Source organism: Polaromonas sp. JS666, from assembly GCF_000013865.1.
In the GTDB taxonomy this organism is placed as follows: Bacteria; Pseudomonadota; Gammaproteobacteria; order Burkholderiales; family Burkholderiaceae_C; genus Polaromonas.
Genome location: NC_007948.1, coordinates 4675009 through 4689108, shown reverse-complemented (window position 1 = coordinate 4689108; position 14100 = coordinate 4675009). Strand labels below are relative to the sequence as shown.

General features: G+C 59.9%; 11 protein-coding genes and 1 tRNA gene. 8 read left to right on the top strand and 4 right to left on the bottom strand.

Annotated elements, in window-relative coordinates:
- The first annotated feature begins 159 nt into the window (after window positions 1-159).
- From BPRO_RS22195 to BPRO_RS22160, 8 genes are all read left to right on the top strand, one after another.
- Window positions 160-1167 (top strand): M48 family metalloprotease, encoded by a 1008-nt coding sequence (locus BPRO_RS22195; protein WP_011485315.1) that lies wholly within the window; start codon window positions 160-162, stop codon window positions 1165-1167.
- Window positions 1168-1319: 152 nt separating this feature from the next.
- Window positions 1320-1658: a c-type cytochrome gene (locus BPRO_RS22190; RefSeq protein WP_011485314.1), complete on the top strand. Its 339-nt coding sequence runs from the start codon at window positions 1320-1322 to the stop codon at window positions 1656-1658.
- Between the two features lie 20 nt (window positions 1659-1678).
- Window positions 1679-2971 (top strand): NAD(P)/FAD-dependent oxidoreductase, encoded by a 1293-nt coding sequence (locus BPRO_RS22185; protein WP_011485313.1) that lies wholly within the window; start codon window positions 1679-1681, stop codon window positions 2969-2971.
- A 305-nt stretch (window positions 2972-3276) separates the two neighbouring features.
- A complete protein-coding gene (gene rsmB / locus BPRO_RS22180; RefSeq protein ID WP_011485312.1) occupies window positions 3277-4614 on the top strand; it encodes a 16S rRNA (cytosine(967)-C(5))-methyltransferase RsmB in 1338 nt (445 codons plus the stop codon).
- Window positions 4595-5239: a DUF4390 domain-containing protein gene (locus tag BPRO_RS22175; protein WP_011485311.1), complete on the top strand. Its 645-nt coding sequence runs from the start codon at window positions 4595-4597 to the stop codon at window positions 5237-5239. The genes rsmB and BPRO_RS22175 overlap by 20 nt, the downstream gene beginning before the upstream one ends.
- On the top strand, window positions 5236-7533 hold the full coding sequence (locus BPRO_RS22170; RefSeq protein ID WP_011485310.1) for a sensor histidine kinase: 2298 nt from the start codon (window positions 5236-5238) through the stop codon (window positions 7531-7533). Before BPRO_RS22175 ends, BPRO_RS22170 begins: the two co-directional genes overlap by 4 nt.
- A 68-nt stretch (window positions 7534-7601) precedes the next feature.
- The gene (locus BPRO_RS22165; RefSeq protein ID WP_011485309.1) at window positions 7602-8279 is read left to right on the top strand and encodes a response regulator; all 678 of its coding nucleotides are present in this window, start codon (window positions 7602-7604) and stop codon (window positions 8277-8279) included.
- A 57-nt stretch (window positions 8280-8336) separates the two neighbouring features.
- Window positions 8337-8412 (top strand) — tRNA-Phe (locus tag BPRO_RS22160).
- Between the two features lie 295 nt (window positions 8413-8707).
- Here BPRO_RS22160 and BPRO_RS30570 read toward each other — a convergent pair.
- From BPRO_RS30570 to BPRO_RS22140, 4 genes are all read right to left on the bottom strand, one after another.
- A complete protein-coding gene (locus BPRO_RS30570) occupies window positions 8708-9364 on the bottom strand; it encodes a hypothetical protein (RefSeq protein WP_041389018.1) in 657 nt (218 codons plus the stop codon).
- 644 nt (window positions 9365-10008) lie between these two features.
- On the bottom strand, window positions 10009-11133 hold the full coding sequence (locus tag BPRO_RS28105) for an ATP-binding protein (protein WP_081430550.1): 1125 nt from the start codon (window positions 11131-11133) through the stop codon (window positions 10009-10011).
- Window positions 11126-11380, bottom strand: a complete 255-nt coding sequence (locus BPRO_RS22145) for a hypothetical protein (RefSeq protein WP_157045851.1) — start codon at window positions 11378-11380, stop codon at window positions 11126-11128. Before BPRO_RS22145 ends, BPRO_RS28105 begins: the two co-directional genes overlap by 8 nt.
- Window positions 11373-14003 (bottom strand): DDE-type integrase/transposase/recombinase, encoded by a 2631-nt coding sequence (locus BPRO_RS22140; RefSeq protein WP_011485306.1) that lies wholly within the window; start codon window positions 14001-14003, stop codon window positions 11373-11375. Before BPRO_RS22140 ends, BPRO_RS22145 begins: the two co-directional genes overlap by 8 nt.
- Between the last annotated feature and the right edge of the window lie 97 nt (window positions 14004-14100).

Sequence of the window (14100 nt, the reverse complement as noted above, 5' to 3'; positions counted from 1 at the left end):
CGGTCTGGCAAAGCCAGTCCCGCGGCCCCTGCTGGGATGAAGAGCCCCCACGCTCGCTCACTGCGTGTAGCTCCCGCGGCCCTGGCTGGTTTGGAGCCTCCGTAGGTCTCCCCGATCGCCTTGAGGTATCGAAGGGTGAGGTGACCCGTGGGAATATGAATGCGTTTCTTTGAACGGCAGGAAGCAGCCCGCGCGCAGACCACGCGGCTGCTGCTGCTCTTTGGCCTGACGGTGCTGGCGCTGGTGCTGGCTGTCAATGCCGCGCTGGCCCTGAGCTGGCGGCTGGTGACGCCGGGCTTCAGTGGCTACCCGGCCTATTTCTTTGCCGTCAACACCGGCATGACCCTGCTGTTCGTGCTGGGCGGCTGGTGGCTGGAGACCTCGGCCTTGCAGGGCGGCGGTGAAAAGCTGGCACGCCGCGCCGGTGCGCGCGAGGCCTGGCCGTCCAGCCGCGCGGCAGAACAGAAGCTGTGCAACATCGTCAGCGAACTGGCGATTGCCGCCAGCATGAAGCCGCCGGTGCCCATGGTGCTGGACCGGGAAGAGGGCATCAACGCCTTTGCCACCGGCTGGGACGAGGACGACGCGGTCGTGGCCGTCACGCGCGGCGCCCTCGACAAGCTGACGCGTGATGAACTGCAGGGTCTGGTGGCCCACGAATTCAGCCACCTGCGCGAGGGTGATACCCGACTGAACATGCGGCTGGGCGGCATGGTGTTCGGGCTGGAGATGATTTTCAATCTGGGCCGCAGCATGTGCGAGACCGATGACGACGGCCGCCGTTCCTTCATGGCCTTGCCGGGCTTCGCGATCATGGCCACCGGCTCCCTCGGCTGGCTGGCGGGGCGGATGCTGAAGGCCGCGGTGTCGCGTCAGCGCGAGTATCTGGCCGATGCGCGGGCCGTGCAGTTCACGCGCAGCAGAGATGGCCTGGGCGGCGTGCTGCGCAAGGTGGCGGGCGAGCAGGCGCAGGGCCTGGGCATGCGGCGCAGTCTGCACCCGGCGGTACAGCACATGCTGTTGATCAACGCGAACCCGCAGACCCGCTGGTTTGCCACCCACCCGCCTCTGTCCGAGCGCATTCTCCGCATCTATGGCCGCCCCATGGTCGCGCTGCCGGCGCGGTGTGACGATGAGGCGGTCACGCGGCCCGACGCCATCTTCTGAATCCGGCCAGTACAAGCCATGACTTGTGAATGTGCACGCGGCCCATGATTCGAATGCGGGGCGTGTACACCGCACCAGGTACTGGATACTCCCTATAGGGTGCGGGTGGTACCGCGTTAAATTGTCAGCTGGTCGCAACGTCAGGAGAAGCCATGAAAAATAAAACCGCCACAAGCCTCACGATGTCCCTGCTGTGCCTTGCGTTCTGCCCGCCGGGAAGCGCGTGGGCGCAGGCTCCCGGCCCCCAGGAGGCGCTGTACGCCGCGAGCCTGGCCGCGACCTGTGCCAACTGCCACGGCACCAACGGCAAGGTGGTCGACGGCTCCAGCGTCACCTCACTGGCGGGGCTCGACAGGAATTACATCACTGCCCAGCTGAAGGCCTTCCAGGCAGGCACCCGCCCGGCCACCGTGATGCACCAGATCAGCAAAGGCTATAGCGATGCGCAGATCGAGTCGCTGGCGGCCTACTTCGCCGCCCGGAAGAAATAAGCCAGCCAGGACCGAACACCATGAATACCTCTCATTTCAAACGCCGTTCCTTCCTGCAATCGACGGCCGCAGTGGGGCTGCTGGGCCTGGCCGGCTGCGCCAGCACCTCCGGCACTCCTTCCAAAGCCCGGGTGGTGGTGATTGGCGGCGGCTACGGCGGGGCCACGGCCGCCAAGTATGTGCGCCTGCTGTCGGCCAACAAGATTGATGTGGTGCTGATCGAGCCGCAGGACGTCTTCATCTCTTGCCCCATCTCCAACCTGGTGCTCAGCGGCGGCAAGCAGCTCGGTGACCTCACGACGCCCTACACGGGCCTGTCCAGAAACCACGGCATCACTGTCGTCAAGGATTACGCTAGCGCCATCGATACCGTCCGCAAGACCGTCACGCTTGGGAGCGGCGCCACCATCGCCTATGACAAGCTGGTCGTCTCGCCCGGTGTGGAGCTGTTGCTGGGCAGCGTGCAAGGCCTGAAGGAAGCCAATGCCTCCGGCCAGATTCTTCAGGCCTGGAAGGCCGGCGCCGAAACCGTGGCGCTGCGCCGGCAACTCGAAGCCATGCCCGACGGCGGCGTGTATGCCATCACGATTCCCGAAGCTCCCTACCGCTGCCCGCCCGGGCCGTATGAGCGTGCGTCGGTCATTGCCGGCTACTTCAAGGCCGCCAAGCCGCGCAGCAAGGTGCTGATCCTGGACGCCAACCCCGATGTCACTTCCAAGGGCCCCCTGTTCAAGAAGGTCTGGGCCGAGCAGTACAAGGGCATGGTCGAGTACCGCGGCCAGCACAAGGTCACTGCGGTCGATGCGAAGGCGGGCCTCATCAAGTTTGATGTGCAGGACGATGTCAAGGCCAACGTGCTGAACGTGTTGCCGCCCATGCGTGCAGGCGCGATTGCCGTGCTGGCGGGGCTCAACAACCAGGCCAACAACCGCTGGTGCGGCGTCAATTACCTGAGCTTTGAGTCGACCGCTGCGAAAGACGTGCACGTGCTGGGTGACGCCATCCAGGTGGCGCCTGCCATGCCCAAGAGCGGCCACATGGCCAACAACCATGGCAAGGTGGCTGCCGCCGCGATTGTGGCGCAGCTCTCCGGCTGGGACGTGAACCCCGCGCCCATGCTCACCAACACCTGCTACAGCTTCGTCGACAACAAGAATGTGATCCACGTGGCCAGCGTGCACGAGTATGTGGCCGCTGAAAAAACCTTCAAAATCGTGGCCGGCTCCGGCGGTGTCAGCGCCGGGCCTACCGAGCTTGAAGGCGTTTACGCGCTGAGCTGGGCCAGCAATATCTGGGCAGATACCTTGGCCTGAGACCGGCTCCCGAGGGGCTCTCCCGAAGTGCAAGCAGGGGCCGCGGAACCGGCTTCGCCGGGCCGCAGGCATGTATATAAGGCACCCCGTCCAGGCTCACTGCGTGTAGCCTGTTCCCCCCTCAAGGGGGCGGCGCCTGCGGTCTGGCAGAGCCAGTCCCGCGGCCCCCGCTGGTAGTGTCCCCTGAACTCTTAAACCCAGCATGAGCCGTGGAACCGGCTTTGCCGGGCCACAGGCGGGCGGCCCCCTCGGGGGGCAGGGCGCTACACGCAGTGAGCAACCGTGGGGGCTGGTCTAATACCCCGATGCAAGACAACCCGACCCCAATTCCCCTGTGGCGCCAGCTTCAGGGGGCTGCTTCCCTTTTGATGGCCGTGCGCGATGGCCAGTCCATGACAGCCGCGCTTGAAGACGTCGATGCCGCACTGCGGCCCGGCGTCCAGTCGCTGGGCTTTCACACGCTGCGCTGGCTGGGCCGCGCCGAAGCGCTGCGCCAGCAACTGGCCAAACGCCCACCGCCACCCGAGGCCGATGCCTTGCTGTGCGTGGCCCTGGCGCTGATCTGGACGGAGCACGATGCGCCCTACACCGCGCACACCCTGGTTGACCAGGCGGTGGAAGCGGCCAAGCGCGGCGACGCCACGCAGCACCAGGCCAGTTTCATCAATGGCTGCCTGCGGCGCTTCCTGCGCGAGCGGGACGACCTGGTGGCGCGCAGCGAAAAAAGTCCCCAGGCCGTCTGGAACCACCCGCAGTGGTGGATAGACCGGGTGCGCAAGGATCACCCCGGCCAATGGCAGGCCATCCTGCAGGCCAACAACTCCCGGGCACCGCTGATTCTGCGGGTCAACGAACGAAAGACGACGCAAGCCCAGTATTTGCTGGCACTGTCTGCTGTGAATATTGCAGCGACCCCGGTGGGAAAACAGGGTGTGATCCTGGCCAGCGCCCAGCCTGTGCCGTCGCTGCCGGGTTTTGCCGAGGGGCATTTTTCGGTACAGGATGCCGCTGCGCAGCTCGCCGCGCCGCTGTTGCTCGAGGGGCTGAACACCGGCGACGGGCAGGGGGCGCGCCCGAGGATCCTGGACGCCTGCGCCGCGCCCGGCGGTAAAACCGCCCACCTGCTGGAGCTGGCCGACTGCGAGGTCACCGCGCTCGACATCGACGCCCGCCGTTGCACGCGCATCGCACAAAACCTGGGGCGCCTGGGCCTGCAGGCGCACATCGAGGTGGCCGATGCAGGCCGCCCGCAGGACTGGTGGGACGGCCAGCCTTACGACGGCATCCTGCTCGACGCGCCTTGTACTGCCTCGGGCATTGTGCGGCGCCATCCCGACGTGCGCTGGCTGCGCCGGCCGACCGACATTGCCCAGCTGGCCGGCATCCAGGCGCATTTGCTCCAGGCGCTGTGGCCGCTGCTCAAGCCGGGTGGCCGGCTGTTGTATTGCACCTGCTCGGTTTTCCGGGCGGAAGGCGACAACCAGATACAAACGTTTGTTGCACACCACACAGATGCTTTATTAATGCCATCGCCAGGGCATTTGCTGCCCCAAAGTGGGGCCGAAGCGACAGTCTTCCCGGACAATTTGATGCGTGAGCACGACGGTTTTTATTACGCCATTCTTGAAAAACGCAACCCTTAGCACCGTTGCGCGCTTCCTGCTGGGTTTTTGCCTGTGCGCGCTGCTGGCCTGCGGGGCAGGGGCGGCGTCGGCCACCGAGATATCCCAACTGCGCGTCGAACGCGCCGATAACGGCATCCACCTGTCGGCGCTGGTCCGGTTTGACATACCACCGGTGGTGGAAGACGCCCTGCTCAAGGGTATCCCGATGTTTTTTGTGCTCGAGGCCGACATCTACCGTGATCGCTGGTACTGGACGGATCCGCGGGTGGCCAGCGCTGCCCGCACCATACGCCTGGCCTACCAGCCCCTGACCCGGCGCTGGCGCGTCAACATGGCTTCGGGCCTGATCAGCAACTCGGCCGGCCTGCGCGCTACGCTGAACCAGAACTACGACACCCTGCCCGAAGCCCTGTCGGCCATCCAGCGCGTGGCCCGCTGGAAAATCGCCGAGACCTCCGATGTCGATCTCGATGCCACGCACAAGCTCGAATTCAGCTTCCGGCTCGACCTGTCGCAGCTGCCACGCCCCTTCCAGATCGGCGTGGCCGGCCAACGCGAGTGGGCTGTTTCCGCGCAACTCAAGGAAAGGCTGAGGCTGGAGCCGGCGGCACCCGCAGCCGGCAGCACCGAGGTCGCCAAGTGAGCGGTCCGCGCAACGTGGATTCGATCAAAAGCAGCAAGGCCTTCCGCTGGACCGTGGGCGTGGGTGTGGGAACCATGGCCGCCCTCGGTTTGGTGTTGATGTTCCTGCTGACCCAGGCCACCGGCAATCGCGAGCTCTACGAACGCAATTACGCGCTGCTTTTTGTCCTGAACGTGGCCGTGGCCGTGCTGCTGCTGCTGGTGATCGGCTGGATCGTGCTGCGCCTGGCGCTGCGGCTGCACCGTGGCCGTTTCGGCAGCCGCCTGCTCGTCAAGCTGGCGGCCATCTTCGCGCTGGTGGGCCTGCTGCCTGGCCTGATGATTTATGTTGTGTCCTACCAGTTCGTGTCCCGTTCCATCGAGAGCTGGTTTGACGTGGAGGTCGAAGGGGCGCTGGCGGCCGGCCTGAACCTGGGCCGTGTCACGCTGGACACCCTGGCGGCCGACCTGGCCAACAAGACGAAGCAGGCCGCCACGCAACTGTCAGAAACCCCCGATGCCATGGCCGGCCTGGCGCTGGAGCGCCTGCGTGACCAGCTCACGGCCAGCGATGTGGTGCTCTGGAGCGCGTCAGGCCAGGTGATTGCGAGTGCCGGCGAATCGCGTTTTTTGCTCAAGCCGGAACGCCCCTCGGCGCAGCAACTGCGCAGCGCGCGCACCCTGCGCGTCATCACCCAGATCGAAGGCCTGGACGAGGTGTCCCCCGGCGGCACCGGTGAGCTGGCCGGCAGCGGGGCGGCCAGTGCCGGCGCGGCGGCAGCGGCGGCCAATACGCCGCCGCGCGTCAAGGCCATCGCCGTGGTCAACAACCCGAATGTCAACGTACTGGGAGAGTCGCGCTTTTTGCAGGTGACCGAGGTATTGCCCGCGAGCCTGGTGGCCAACGCCATTGCCGTGCAGGAGGCCAACCGCGAATACCAGGAGCGCGCACTGGCGCGCAGCGGGCTGCGCAAGATGTATATCGGCACCCTCACGCTCAGCCTCTTTCTGGCGGTGTTTGGTGCCGTACTGCTGGCGGTCTTGCTGGGCAACCAGCTGGCCAAGCCGCTGCTGGTGCTGGCCGAAGGCGTGAGGCAGGTCGCCCAGGGCGACCTGACACCCAAGGCCGCGCTGCAGGGCAAGGACGAACTCGGCGGCCTGACCCGTTCATTTGCCGACATGACGCAGCAGCTGGCCGATGCCCGCTCTGCGGTGCAGCAAAGCATGAACCAGGTCGACGCCGCGCGCGCCAACCTGCAAACCATCCTGGACAACCTCACCGCGGGCGTGATCGTGCTCGACGTGCGCGGCCGCATCCAGTCCAGCAACCCGGGCGTGACCCGCATCCTGCGCGCGCCGCTGGCCGTCTACCACGGCAAGTCCCTCGGCGAAGTGCCGGGCCTGGAGGTGTTCGCCAAGGACGTGCTGGCCCAGTTTGCCGACTACCTCAACAACAACGCACCGCATGGGCTGGAGCATTGGCAGCAATCGTTTGAACTCAAGGCCGCCGTGCCCGGTGCGCCCGACAACGCCATCACCCTGATTGCACGCGGCGCCAAGATGCCCGGCACCGAAGAGTTTTTGCTGGTGTTCGACGACATCTCCGAAATGGTGTCGGCCCAGCGCGCGCAAGCCTGGGGCGAAGTCGCACGCCGGCTGGCGCATGAAATCAAGAACCCCCTCACGCCCATCCAGCTGTCGGCCGAGCGCCTTGAAATGAAGCTCACGGGCAAGGTCGGTGAGACGGAGCAGGCGCTGCTGACCAAATCCGTCAAGACCATCGTGGACCAGGTGGACGCCATGAAGCGCCTCGTCAACGAGTTTCGCGACTACGCCCGCCTGCCCGCCGCTGAACTCAAGCCCATAGACCTCAATGCGCTGGTCAACGATGTGATCCAGCTGTACGTCGGCGAGAACGCGGTGGTGCCCGTTTATGCCGAGCTGGATCCCAAGGCCCCGCTGATTCAGGGTGACGGCCAGCAGCTGCGCCAGGTCATTCACAACCTGCTGCAAAACGCGCAGGACGCACAGGAAGGCAGGCCGGATGGCCGTGTCACCCTGAAAACCGAATACTCCGACACCTCGAAGCGTGTGCGCCTGAGCGTGCGCGACAACGGCACCGGCTTTCCCGAGTACATCCTCGAGCGGGCGTTTGAGCCCTACGTGACCACCAAGGTCAAAGGCACTGGCCTGGGTCTTGCTGTTGTCAAAAAGATTGCAGATGAACACGGCGCGCGCATCGATATTTCCAACCGTGTGGTGGACGGTGTGGTGCAAGGGGCACAAGTGTCGTTATCATTTGCAGTTGTGGTTTAACAACACATTCAGTAACACATTCAACGACACTCCGCATCGGCAACAACTGGCAGGGCAGCAATTCAATCATGGCAAATATTCTGGTGGTCGACGACGAGCTGGGCATACGCGACCTTCTCTCGGAAATTCTCAATGACGAAGGGCATCAAGTCGAACTGGCTGAAAACGCAGCACAGGCTCGCGCCGCCCGTTCGCGCACCCGGCCCGACCTGGTGTTGCTCGACATCTGGATGCCCGACACCGATGGCGTGACGCTGCTCAAGGAGTGGTCGTCCAGCGGCCTGCTCAGCATGCCCGTCATCATGATGAGCGGCCACGCCACCATAGACACTGCGGTAGAGGCCACCAAGATCGGTGCCATGGCGTTTCTTGAAAAACCCATCACCCTGCAAAAACTGCTCAAGGCCGTGGAGCAGGGCCTCACCAAAACTGCGGCCCGCAAGCCCACCGTGCTGAACCACGCGACCGTGCATTCGGTGGACCTCACGGTAGAAACCGTCATGACGGGCGGCATCTTGCCCGTACCGATTGACCTGGGGCCGCAGGCCACACAAAGCTTCCTGCTTGAAAAACCGCTGCGCGATGCGCGTGACGAGTTTGAAAAAGCCTACTTTGAATTTCATCTCGCCAAAGAGGGCGGCTCCATGACCCGCGTGGCCGAGAAAACAGGTCTGGAACGCACCCATCTCTACCGCAAGCTGAAGCAATTGGGCGTCGATCTCACACGCGGCAAGCGCGCCGGTTGAGTAGCAGGCCAGCGGCTTTTTAGGGGTGCCCGCGGCTGATATATAATCTTAGGCTCAGGCCCGGTAGCTCAGTCGGTAGAGCAGAGGATTGAAAATCCTTGTGTCGGTGGTTCGATTCCGCCCCAGGCCACCAAATTTGAAAACCCATCCACGCGATGGTGTCAGGGAACCCATAAAGCCGCCACTTGTGCGGCTTTATGCTTTGGGGAGAGATTGTGCAAACTTATGCTTGGTCAATACACCGTGCTGAGGTTTGCAGGGCCAGTTTTACTGGCCGGCTCGAGCGGAGCTAATGCCTGAATGAGCGGTCCCACGGCGGCCGCTGAAGCCGCCAAAGCACGCCAGACGATCCCACTGAGGGTGTTCAGGGGGTGTATTCAAGCGGCGGTCCCATATGAGTGTTCAGGCATCTCGGTAAGCCGGAGCCCTTAATTACGCCTTGGGATTAAATCCGATATCTTTATCCCTGATTGGAGCTTCAGGCGATGCGAGGTGGGCATTTTCCCGCTGGTGGCTATGTCCTGCATTGCGGACGCCAATCTTTCGCTACGTTCAGCAGCATTTCTTAGCGCTAGAGATTTTGCGGCGCTGGATCTTAGCCCTGCCAGCGTTGCAAATTCGTCTGGAAAATGGCGCTTGAGAAGATCCCGACGCACGCCAGCTTTCTTGGTGACCGCCTCAATACTTTCAGGCAGTAAGGTGGGGTTGGCACGGGCCATTTTGATCGCAGAGTTCAAGGCCTCCCGAGCTGCATCAAGCGTTTCGGCGGCCGGACGGATGTGAGGCGCGTCGAGGAGCAATCGGTTTGCATAGCGCCAATAAGTTGGGTCCGTCATCGGCAGATCAGCGGTTGCGAGTTGAGCGGGAGGGATCTCCATCCGAAAGCCCAGATCAGCAACCGACGCCCAACTGGGGTGTGAACCCCGGTCGATCCAGTTCTTCGGACCTGATCCCGCGACTCCAAGTTTCTTGGCAAACTGTTGTCGATTGCCACCGAAATGTTCGTCTATGAGTAGTTGGATATTTTTGGCAAAGTTATGTGCCGAAAGTTGCACGCCGCTCTGAAGCGTTTCGATCAAGTGCATTGCCGCCCTCGAAAACCATAATTCGTCATTAGGTGTACGGCCAGTCCTCAGTGGTGGGCTGCCCTGCATGGCCAGATCGGCCCCGCATCTCTCGCATAAATCGAGAAAGGGAAGCTTCGGGACAAATCTCTGGGGACGCCCGCACCTTTCACACTCTGTGCGAAGCGCCACCTGATGCCAAACACAAACCGCGGTTGTAGTGACATAGGTGTAAAGAGGATCCCAGGGCTGTATGTCGTGGGCTCGCGCCTCTCGGTAGCACTCAGGGCACCAAGGCCTCACGCGTCGTAAAACATGTTTTCCAACTGGATCACAGAATGACTGCATCCCAATAAGAGTCAAGTTCGTGATGTCTGTCCGGTGGCTGCACTTCATTACCGCTTCTGACAAGTATTGAGCAACATCAAGATAGCCATTGACAAGTTGGGACTCGTTGAATCGAACTCTTCTCCAGCGCAAACTCAACTGTTCTGAAGGAGGAATAAGAACCTGGTGAATGAGCGTATATGGTGAGCAACTGTGATGTTCGGCAAGCGCTATCAGATGACTTGAAAGTGCCTCAATTGATCCCGGGCCCCGCTGCCGAGGCTTGAGCGAGCTAAGCGCCGGGATACTTGAGGAGGCCGGGATGATGCTGACCCGCGTCATAGGGGCACTGCGTCGCGTATCGGGTTGCGTGCACCAGGGTTGGTTCCGCGTTTTGCCGTTGAAGATGCTGAAGCATCCGCTGACGAGTTAACCGGGAAGAGAAACGTCTTTTTTTGCTGAATGAATGCTTTGATCTCCCGTTCGAAAATTTGAAAATTTATAAGCTCCGTCAAAATGCCATCTAGTTGCATTTCATGCAGTCTTTCCTCGCACATGATTGCCCATGTCAACCTTCCCTTATTCTGAGCGAGACACTTGATAAGGGCACGTTCGAACCACTCGTAGAGAATCCCGAAGAGGCCAAAAGTACCGTCCAAAAGGTCCTCAATTTTGGACGCCACACTAAAATTGACGGGGATAGGCAATTTTTCAACAAGCGCTGCCGCCGCCGCGGTGAAGGCCGAAATTTCTGCCCGGCTATATGGCGATAACCACACGGGATAGACCCGGCGACTGATCTGGCCGCTTTGCCTGAAGATATCGCGAATATCGGTCGTGCCCAGCAGCACGAAGTGCGTGTCGCAGGAATTGCTGCGGCTCTTGATGTTGTTGTACTGGCGAAATACCCCATCTTTGGACATGGGTCTGCGAAAGTGGTCAGCCTCATCAATAAGAAAAGCCAATGTGCGTGCGCGATCTAACGCGTCATATAAGAGATTTCGGTAGTCGCGATTTGTCGCAGGGGCTTTTGAGAAAATTTGCCGAGTGTTTCCTGCAAGGGTCTGAGCTCGAATTTTTTCGATGTCGATCTTGCTTCTCGCGCAGGGCTCTTGGAGTATCTCCAGTGCCGGTTGATAGAAATCTCCTTTCCAGTTAAAGGCGCCTACCTCTGACGAGGCCAGCTCCATATATAGCAACGATGGACGTCTGTCCGTTGGAATAGCCGATGCGTAGTTGTCGAATTGATATTTAAACTCTTGTGCGACGGCGGTTTTGCCACTGCCAGTCGGGCCGATAATGGCTGTCATCGATTGCCGGCCTCCAAATTGGATGCGCTCAGCGGCCTCATCGAGGACGTCCTGGAAGCGCTCATGTAGTACGAGATCCTCCCGAAACTGGACGACTCGAGGATCAGAATTTTTCCCATGCTTGACCAAGCGTGCAATCGCGGAACTATTCATGAGGAATATCCGATGCGTAGTTGTCGAATTGATATTTAAACTTTTGTGCGACGGCGGTTTTGCCACTGCCAGTCGGGCCGATAATGGGTGTCATCGATTGCCGGCCTCCAAATTGGAGGCGCTCAGCGACCTCATCGAGGATGTTCTGGAAGCGCTCATGTAGTATGAAATACTCCCGAAACTGGACGACTCGAGGATCAGAATTTTCCCCATGCTTGACCAAGCGTGCAATCGTGGAACTATTCATGACGCGGCCTCTTGGAAACGGGGGCTGCCTGAATGGGCGGAAAAGGGAGTGCTGGAGTATCAGGCTGCACAGGAGGATCCGCAGGACTCGCGTCGAGACTGTCAATGGCGTCTCGATCTCGGTCTTCGTCAGTGCGTTTATAAAAACTCCCCAGGCTTGCCTGGTACGCTCTGATGTCGTCCTTATTTGTGCTGTGTCGATTGAGGAAAATCTTTTCCGACAAATAGTATTTAAGGTCGGACGAGGGCAAGCGCTTTCTCTGTGAGTCAAGCAAATCGCATCTTGTCCATTGCGAATCTACACGCGCCTGGATGTAGGTAGGATCTTCAGGATCGTAGAGAGGTAGCTCTCGCATATGCCTCCCATTGCCGCCGCCAACCAGCAATGGCGAGAAATAGTTGTGCCCGTTTAAGCGAATGCCGTCGCGCTGCCTTACCAAACCGCCATGCTTGTGCGGTGTTGCAAGCGTTTGAAAAAGAAGACGGTCGTCAAAACGGGTTGGTACTCCCCATGAAGTTCCTTGCATGATGGCTGCGGATCGCAGTTTGCTATCCGGAGACTCGCCCAAACCGGAGTGCGGCCGCTGTGGATACAGGTCGAAGAAGAGCTCCTCAAGCTTGCTCGCGCTCGAACCCATCGTAAGGTAGGCAAGATTTCTGGGGTCGTGCGTTGCCGAGCTCATCCGGGGCGTTTTAAATATTTTGTTGCTCCCATACACGACTTGAGAAAAATGCATAGAGATGTCGAGATTCAGCCGTTCCACCGGATTGCCAAAGCGTGGTTCCCCAGCTGGTCGGAAGCCATGTCCGCAGCGGTGGCTGGCGAGAAACTGCTTCACGCGAGTGGCGGAGAAATCTTTGCCGCTGTCGGTGATGGTGTAAAGCGGAAGCTTTCCATGACGCCTCACCATGTCTCGAAGCACCATCAGAACGGATGCTGTGCTGGGGGCCAACATGGACAGCCACCACCCAAGCACTAACCGGGTGCACGCATCGATGGCAAGACTCAACCAGGGTTTTCCCAGCAGCGCAGAAGAATTTTCCCGTCGGCAAAAAAAATCTAACTGGGTATGGTCGACGTGCACTTGATTGAATGGACTGTCGCCTTCGGGGGGGCCTTGTAATATCGACTGTGGATTTTTGTGGTGAGGTGCCTTATGTGGGTAAGCGGCTCGCTTGCCTTCCCGGGTCAGGGTTTCCTCATACTTATCATTTTTCCCCCACAGCTTCATGAAAGAATTCTCTGATCGAGGAATAATTGCTGCCTCATGGCAAGATGCGACATAGACTGCATATCCGGCCGCAGGTGGGCGCGCTACTTCCACTTTGAGCCATTCGAATGCCTCCTCAACAAGCGCAAGCTCCTCTTTGCTAGTGCGTGCGGTGCGGTTGCCTTTCAGGTGGTTCTTGTTGATGAGGCCAAGAAACCCGTTGCCGTATTCTTCTTCTGCCCCTCGAAAGCACGCGACCCAGTCTCGCAGTGTTCGCTCTGCGACAACATCTCCAATGACCTGTTCACCACTCCAATGGCGCTCAAGAATTTTTAACTTTTCCAAAGCGCGCATTTGAGAACTCGACGTCGAGGACTTCAGAATGTCCAGTCCGGAGGCGATTAGTAGGCGCGCAGGAACATTCGCGGTAATTGCGTTAGAGGAAACCAATCCGGCAAAGTCACGCCTGAGAATAGTTACCAGTGGACCATTTCCGGGTTGCAGATAGACATGGGTCGTGCTGCGATTCAGCAGTTGAAAGAGGCTGTTGTCCCAGCGGATAAAAGCTCGATCAGGAATCGAGTCGGCATCTAGTGTGGTGGATAGCAGCGGTTGATAGCAGCGTTCGACTGCACCGAACGTATCTCTCGCCAACTTATCGAGATAGACGCAGGATGAATCTGGATGTGCAAGAGGCTCGGTATTGAGGCTAAGAAACCAATGACTCCAGAAATGCCCCCAGTAAATGATATTGGGGTCACCGACCATGTTGATGGCCTCGGAAAGAACGATCTTCTTTTGCTCGATAAGTGACTGTTTCAATGCATCGATTGATGTCTCCGGCGTGCTTAGTCCATGCAGCATGCGAGGACGCAAGAATTCAAGGTTTCGCACCAACACGTGCGGTATGTCCAGATCGGAGAGAAGTTGGTAGTCAAGGCCTAAGCTTTGACTTGCCTCTCGTGCCGGCGGTTGATCCCACTTGCCATCGGCAATCTGCACGTAGCGCGTTGGCTGATCGACTGCCAGTTCTCGCAACTCTGCTGAGGTTTTGAAGTCAACGAACCCGCAGAAATTTTTTGCTAGAAGCAGGTAATCCGGCACCGTTCGAAGGCCTGTCCTTCGCCCTGTAGGGAGCGTATAAGTAATTTTGAGATCGTACGTTTGATCCCAAAACTCTAAGGCATCGGGATCAAATTCCCAGAGTACCGCCAACGCTCGCTCGCCCGACCATGATTCCCATTGGATCGTGCGCTGCATTTTGGAACTAGCATGAGTGCCGGCCATGTTCCCCGCCCGGTTACTCACATTCCGAACGGGATCGCTCTCTCTAATCTTGAGAATGACATTGCGTGCAGTTGTTCCAAGAGCCCTCGCCTCAAAATACTGCCGCAGGGCTTGATCATTGAACATGGCGGGGACGTATTGATTGGTGCCTGTGCTCGACCATGACGCATGATCTGGCCCCGTTAATCTTCGGATGCACGCTGTCGCCTCTCACCGAGATGAG

Bases quoted from the DNA above. Each gene is read 5' to 3' on its own strand.
- BPRO_RS22195 (WP_011485315.1), top strand. From the start codon at position 160: ATGCGTTTCTTTGAACGGCAGGAAGCAGCCCGCGCGCAGACCACGCGG.
- BPRO_RS22190 (WP_011485314.1), top strand. From the start codon at position 1,320: ATGAAAAATAAAACCGCCACAAGCCTCACGATGTCCCTGCTGTGCCTT.
- BPRO_RS22185 (WP_011485313.1), top strand. From the start codon at position 1,679: ATGAATACCTCTCATTTCAAACGCCGTTCCTTCCTGCAATCGACGGCC.
- rsmB (WP_011485312.1), top strand. From the start codon at position 3,277: ATGCAAGACAACCCGACCCCAATTCCCCTGTGGCGCCAGCTTCAGGGG.
- BPRO_RS22165 (WP_011485309.1), top strand. From the start codon at position 7,602: ATGGCAAATATTCTGGTGGTCGACGACGAGCTGGGCATACGCGACCTT.
- BPRO_RS30570 (WP_041389018.1), bottom strand. From the start codon at position 9,364: ATGCACTTGATCGAAACGCTTCAGAGCGGCGTGCAACTTTCGGCACAT.
- BPRO_RS28105 (WP_081430550.1), bottom strand. From the start codon at position 11,133: ATGAATAGTTCCGCGATTGCACGCTTGGTCAAGCATGGGAAAAATTCT.
- BPRO_RS22145 (WP_157045851.1), bottom strand. From the start codon at position 11,380: ATGAATAGTTCCACGATTGCACGCTTGGTCAAGCATGGGGAAAATTCT.
- BPRO_RS22140 (WP_011485306.1), bottom strand. From the start codon at position 14,003: ATGTTCAATGATCAAGCCCTGCGGCAGTATTTTGAGGCGAGGGCTCTT.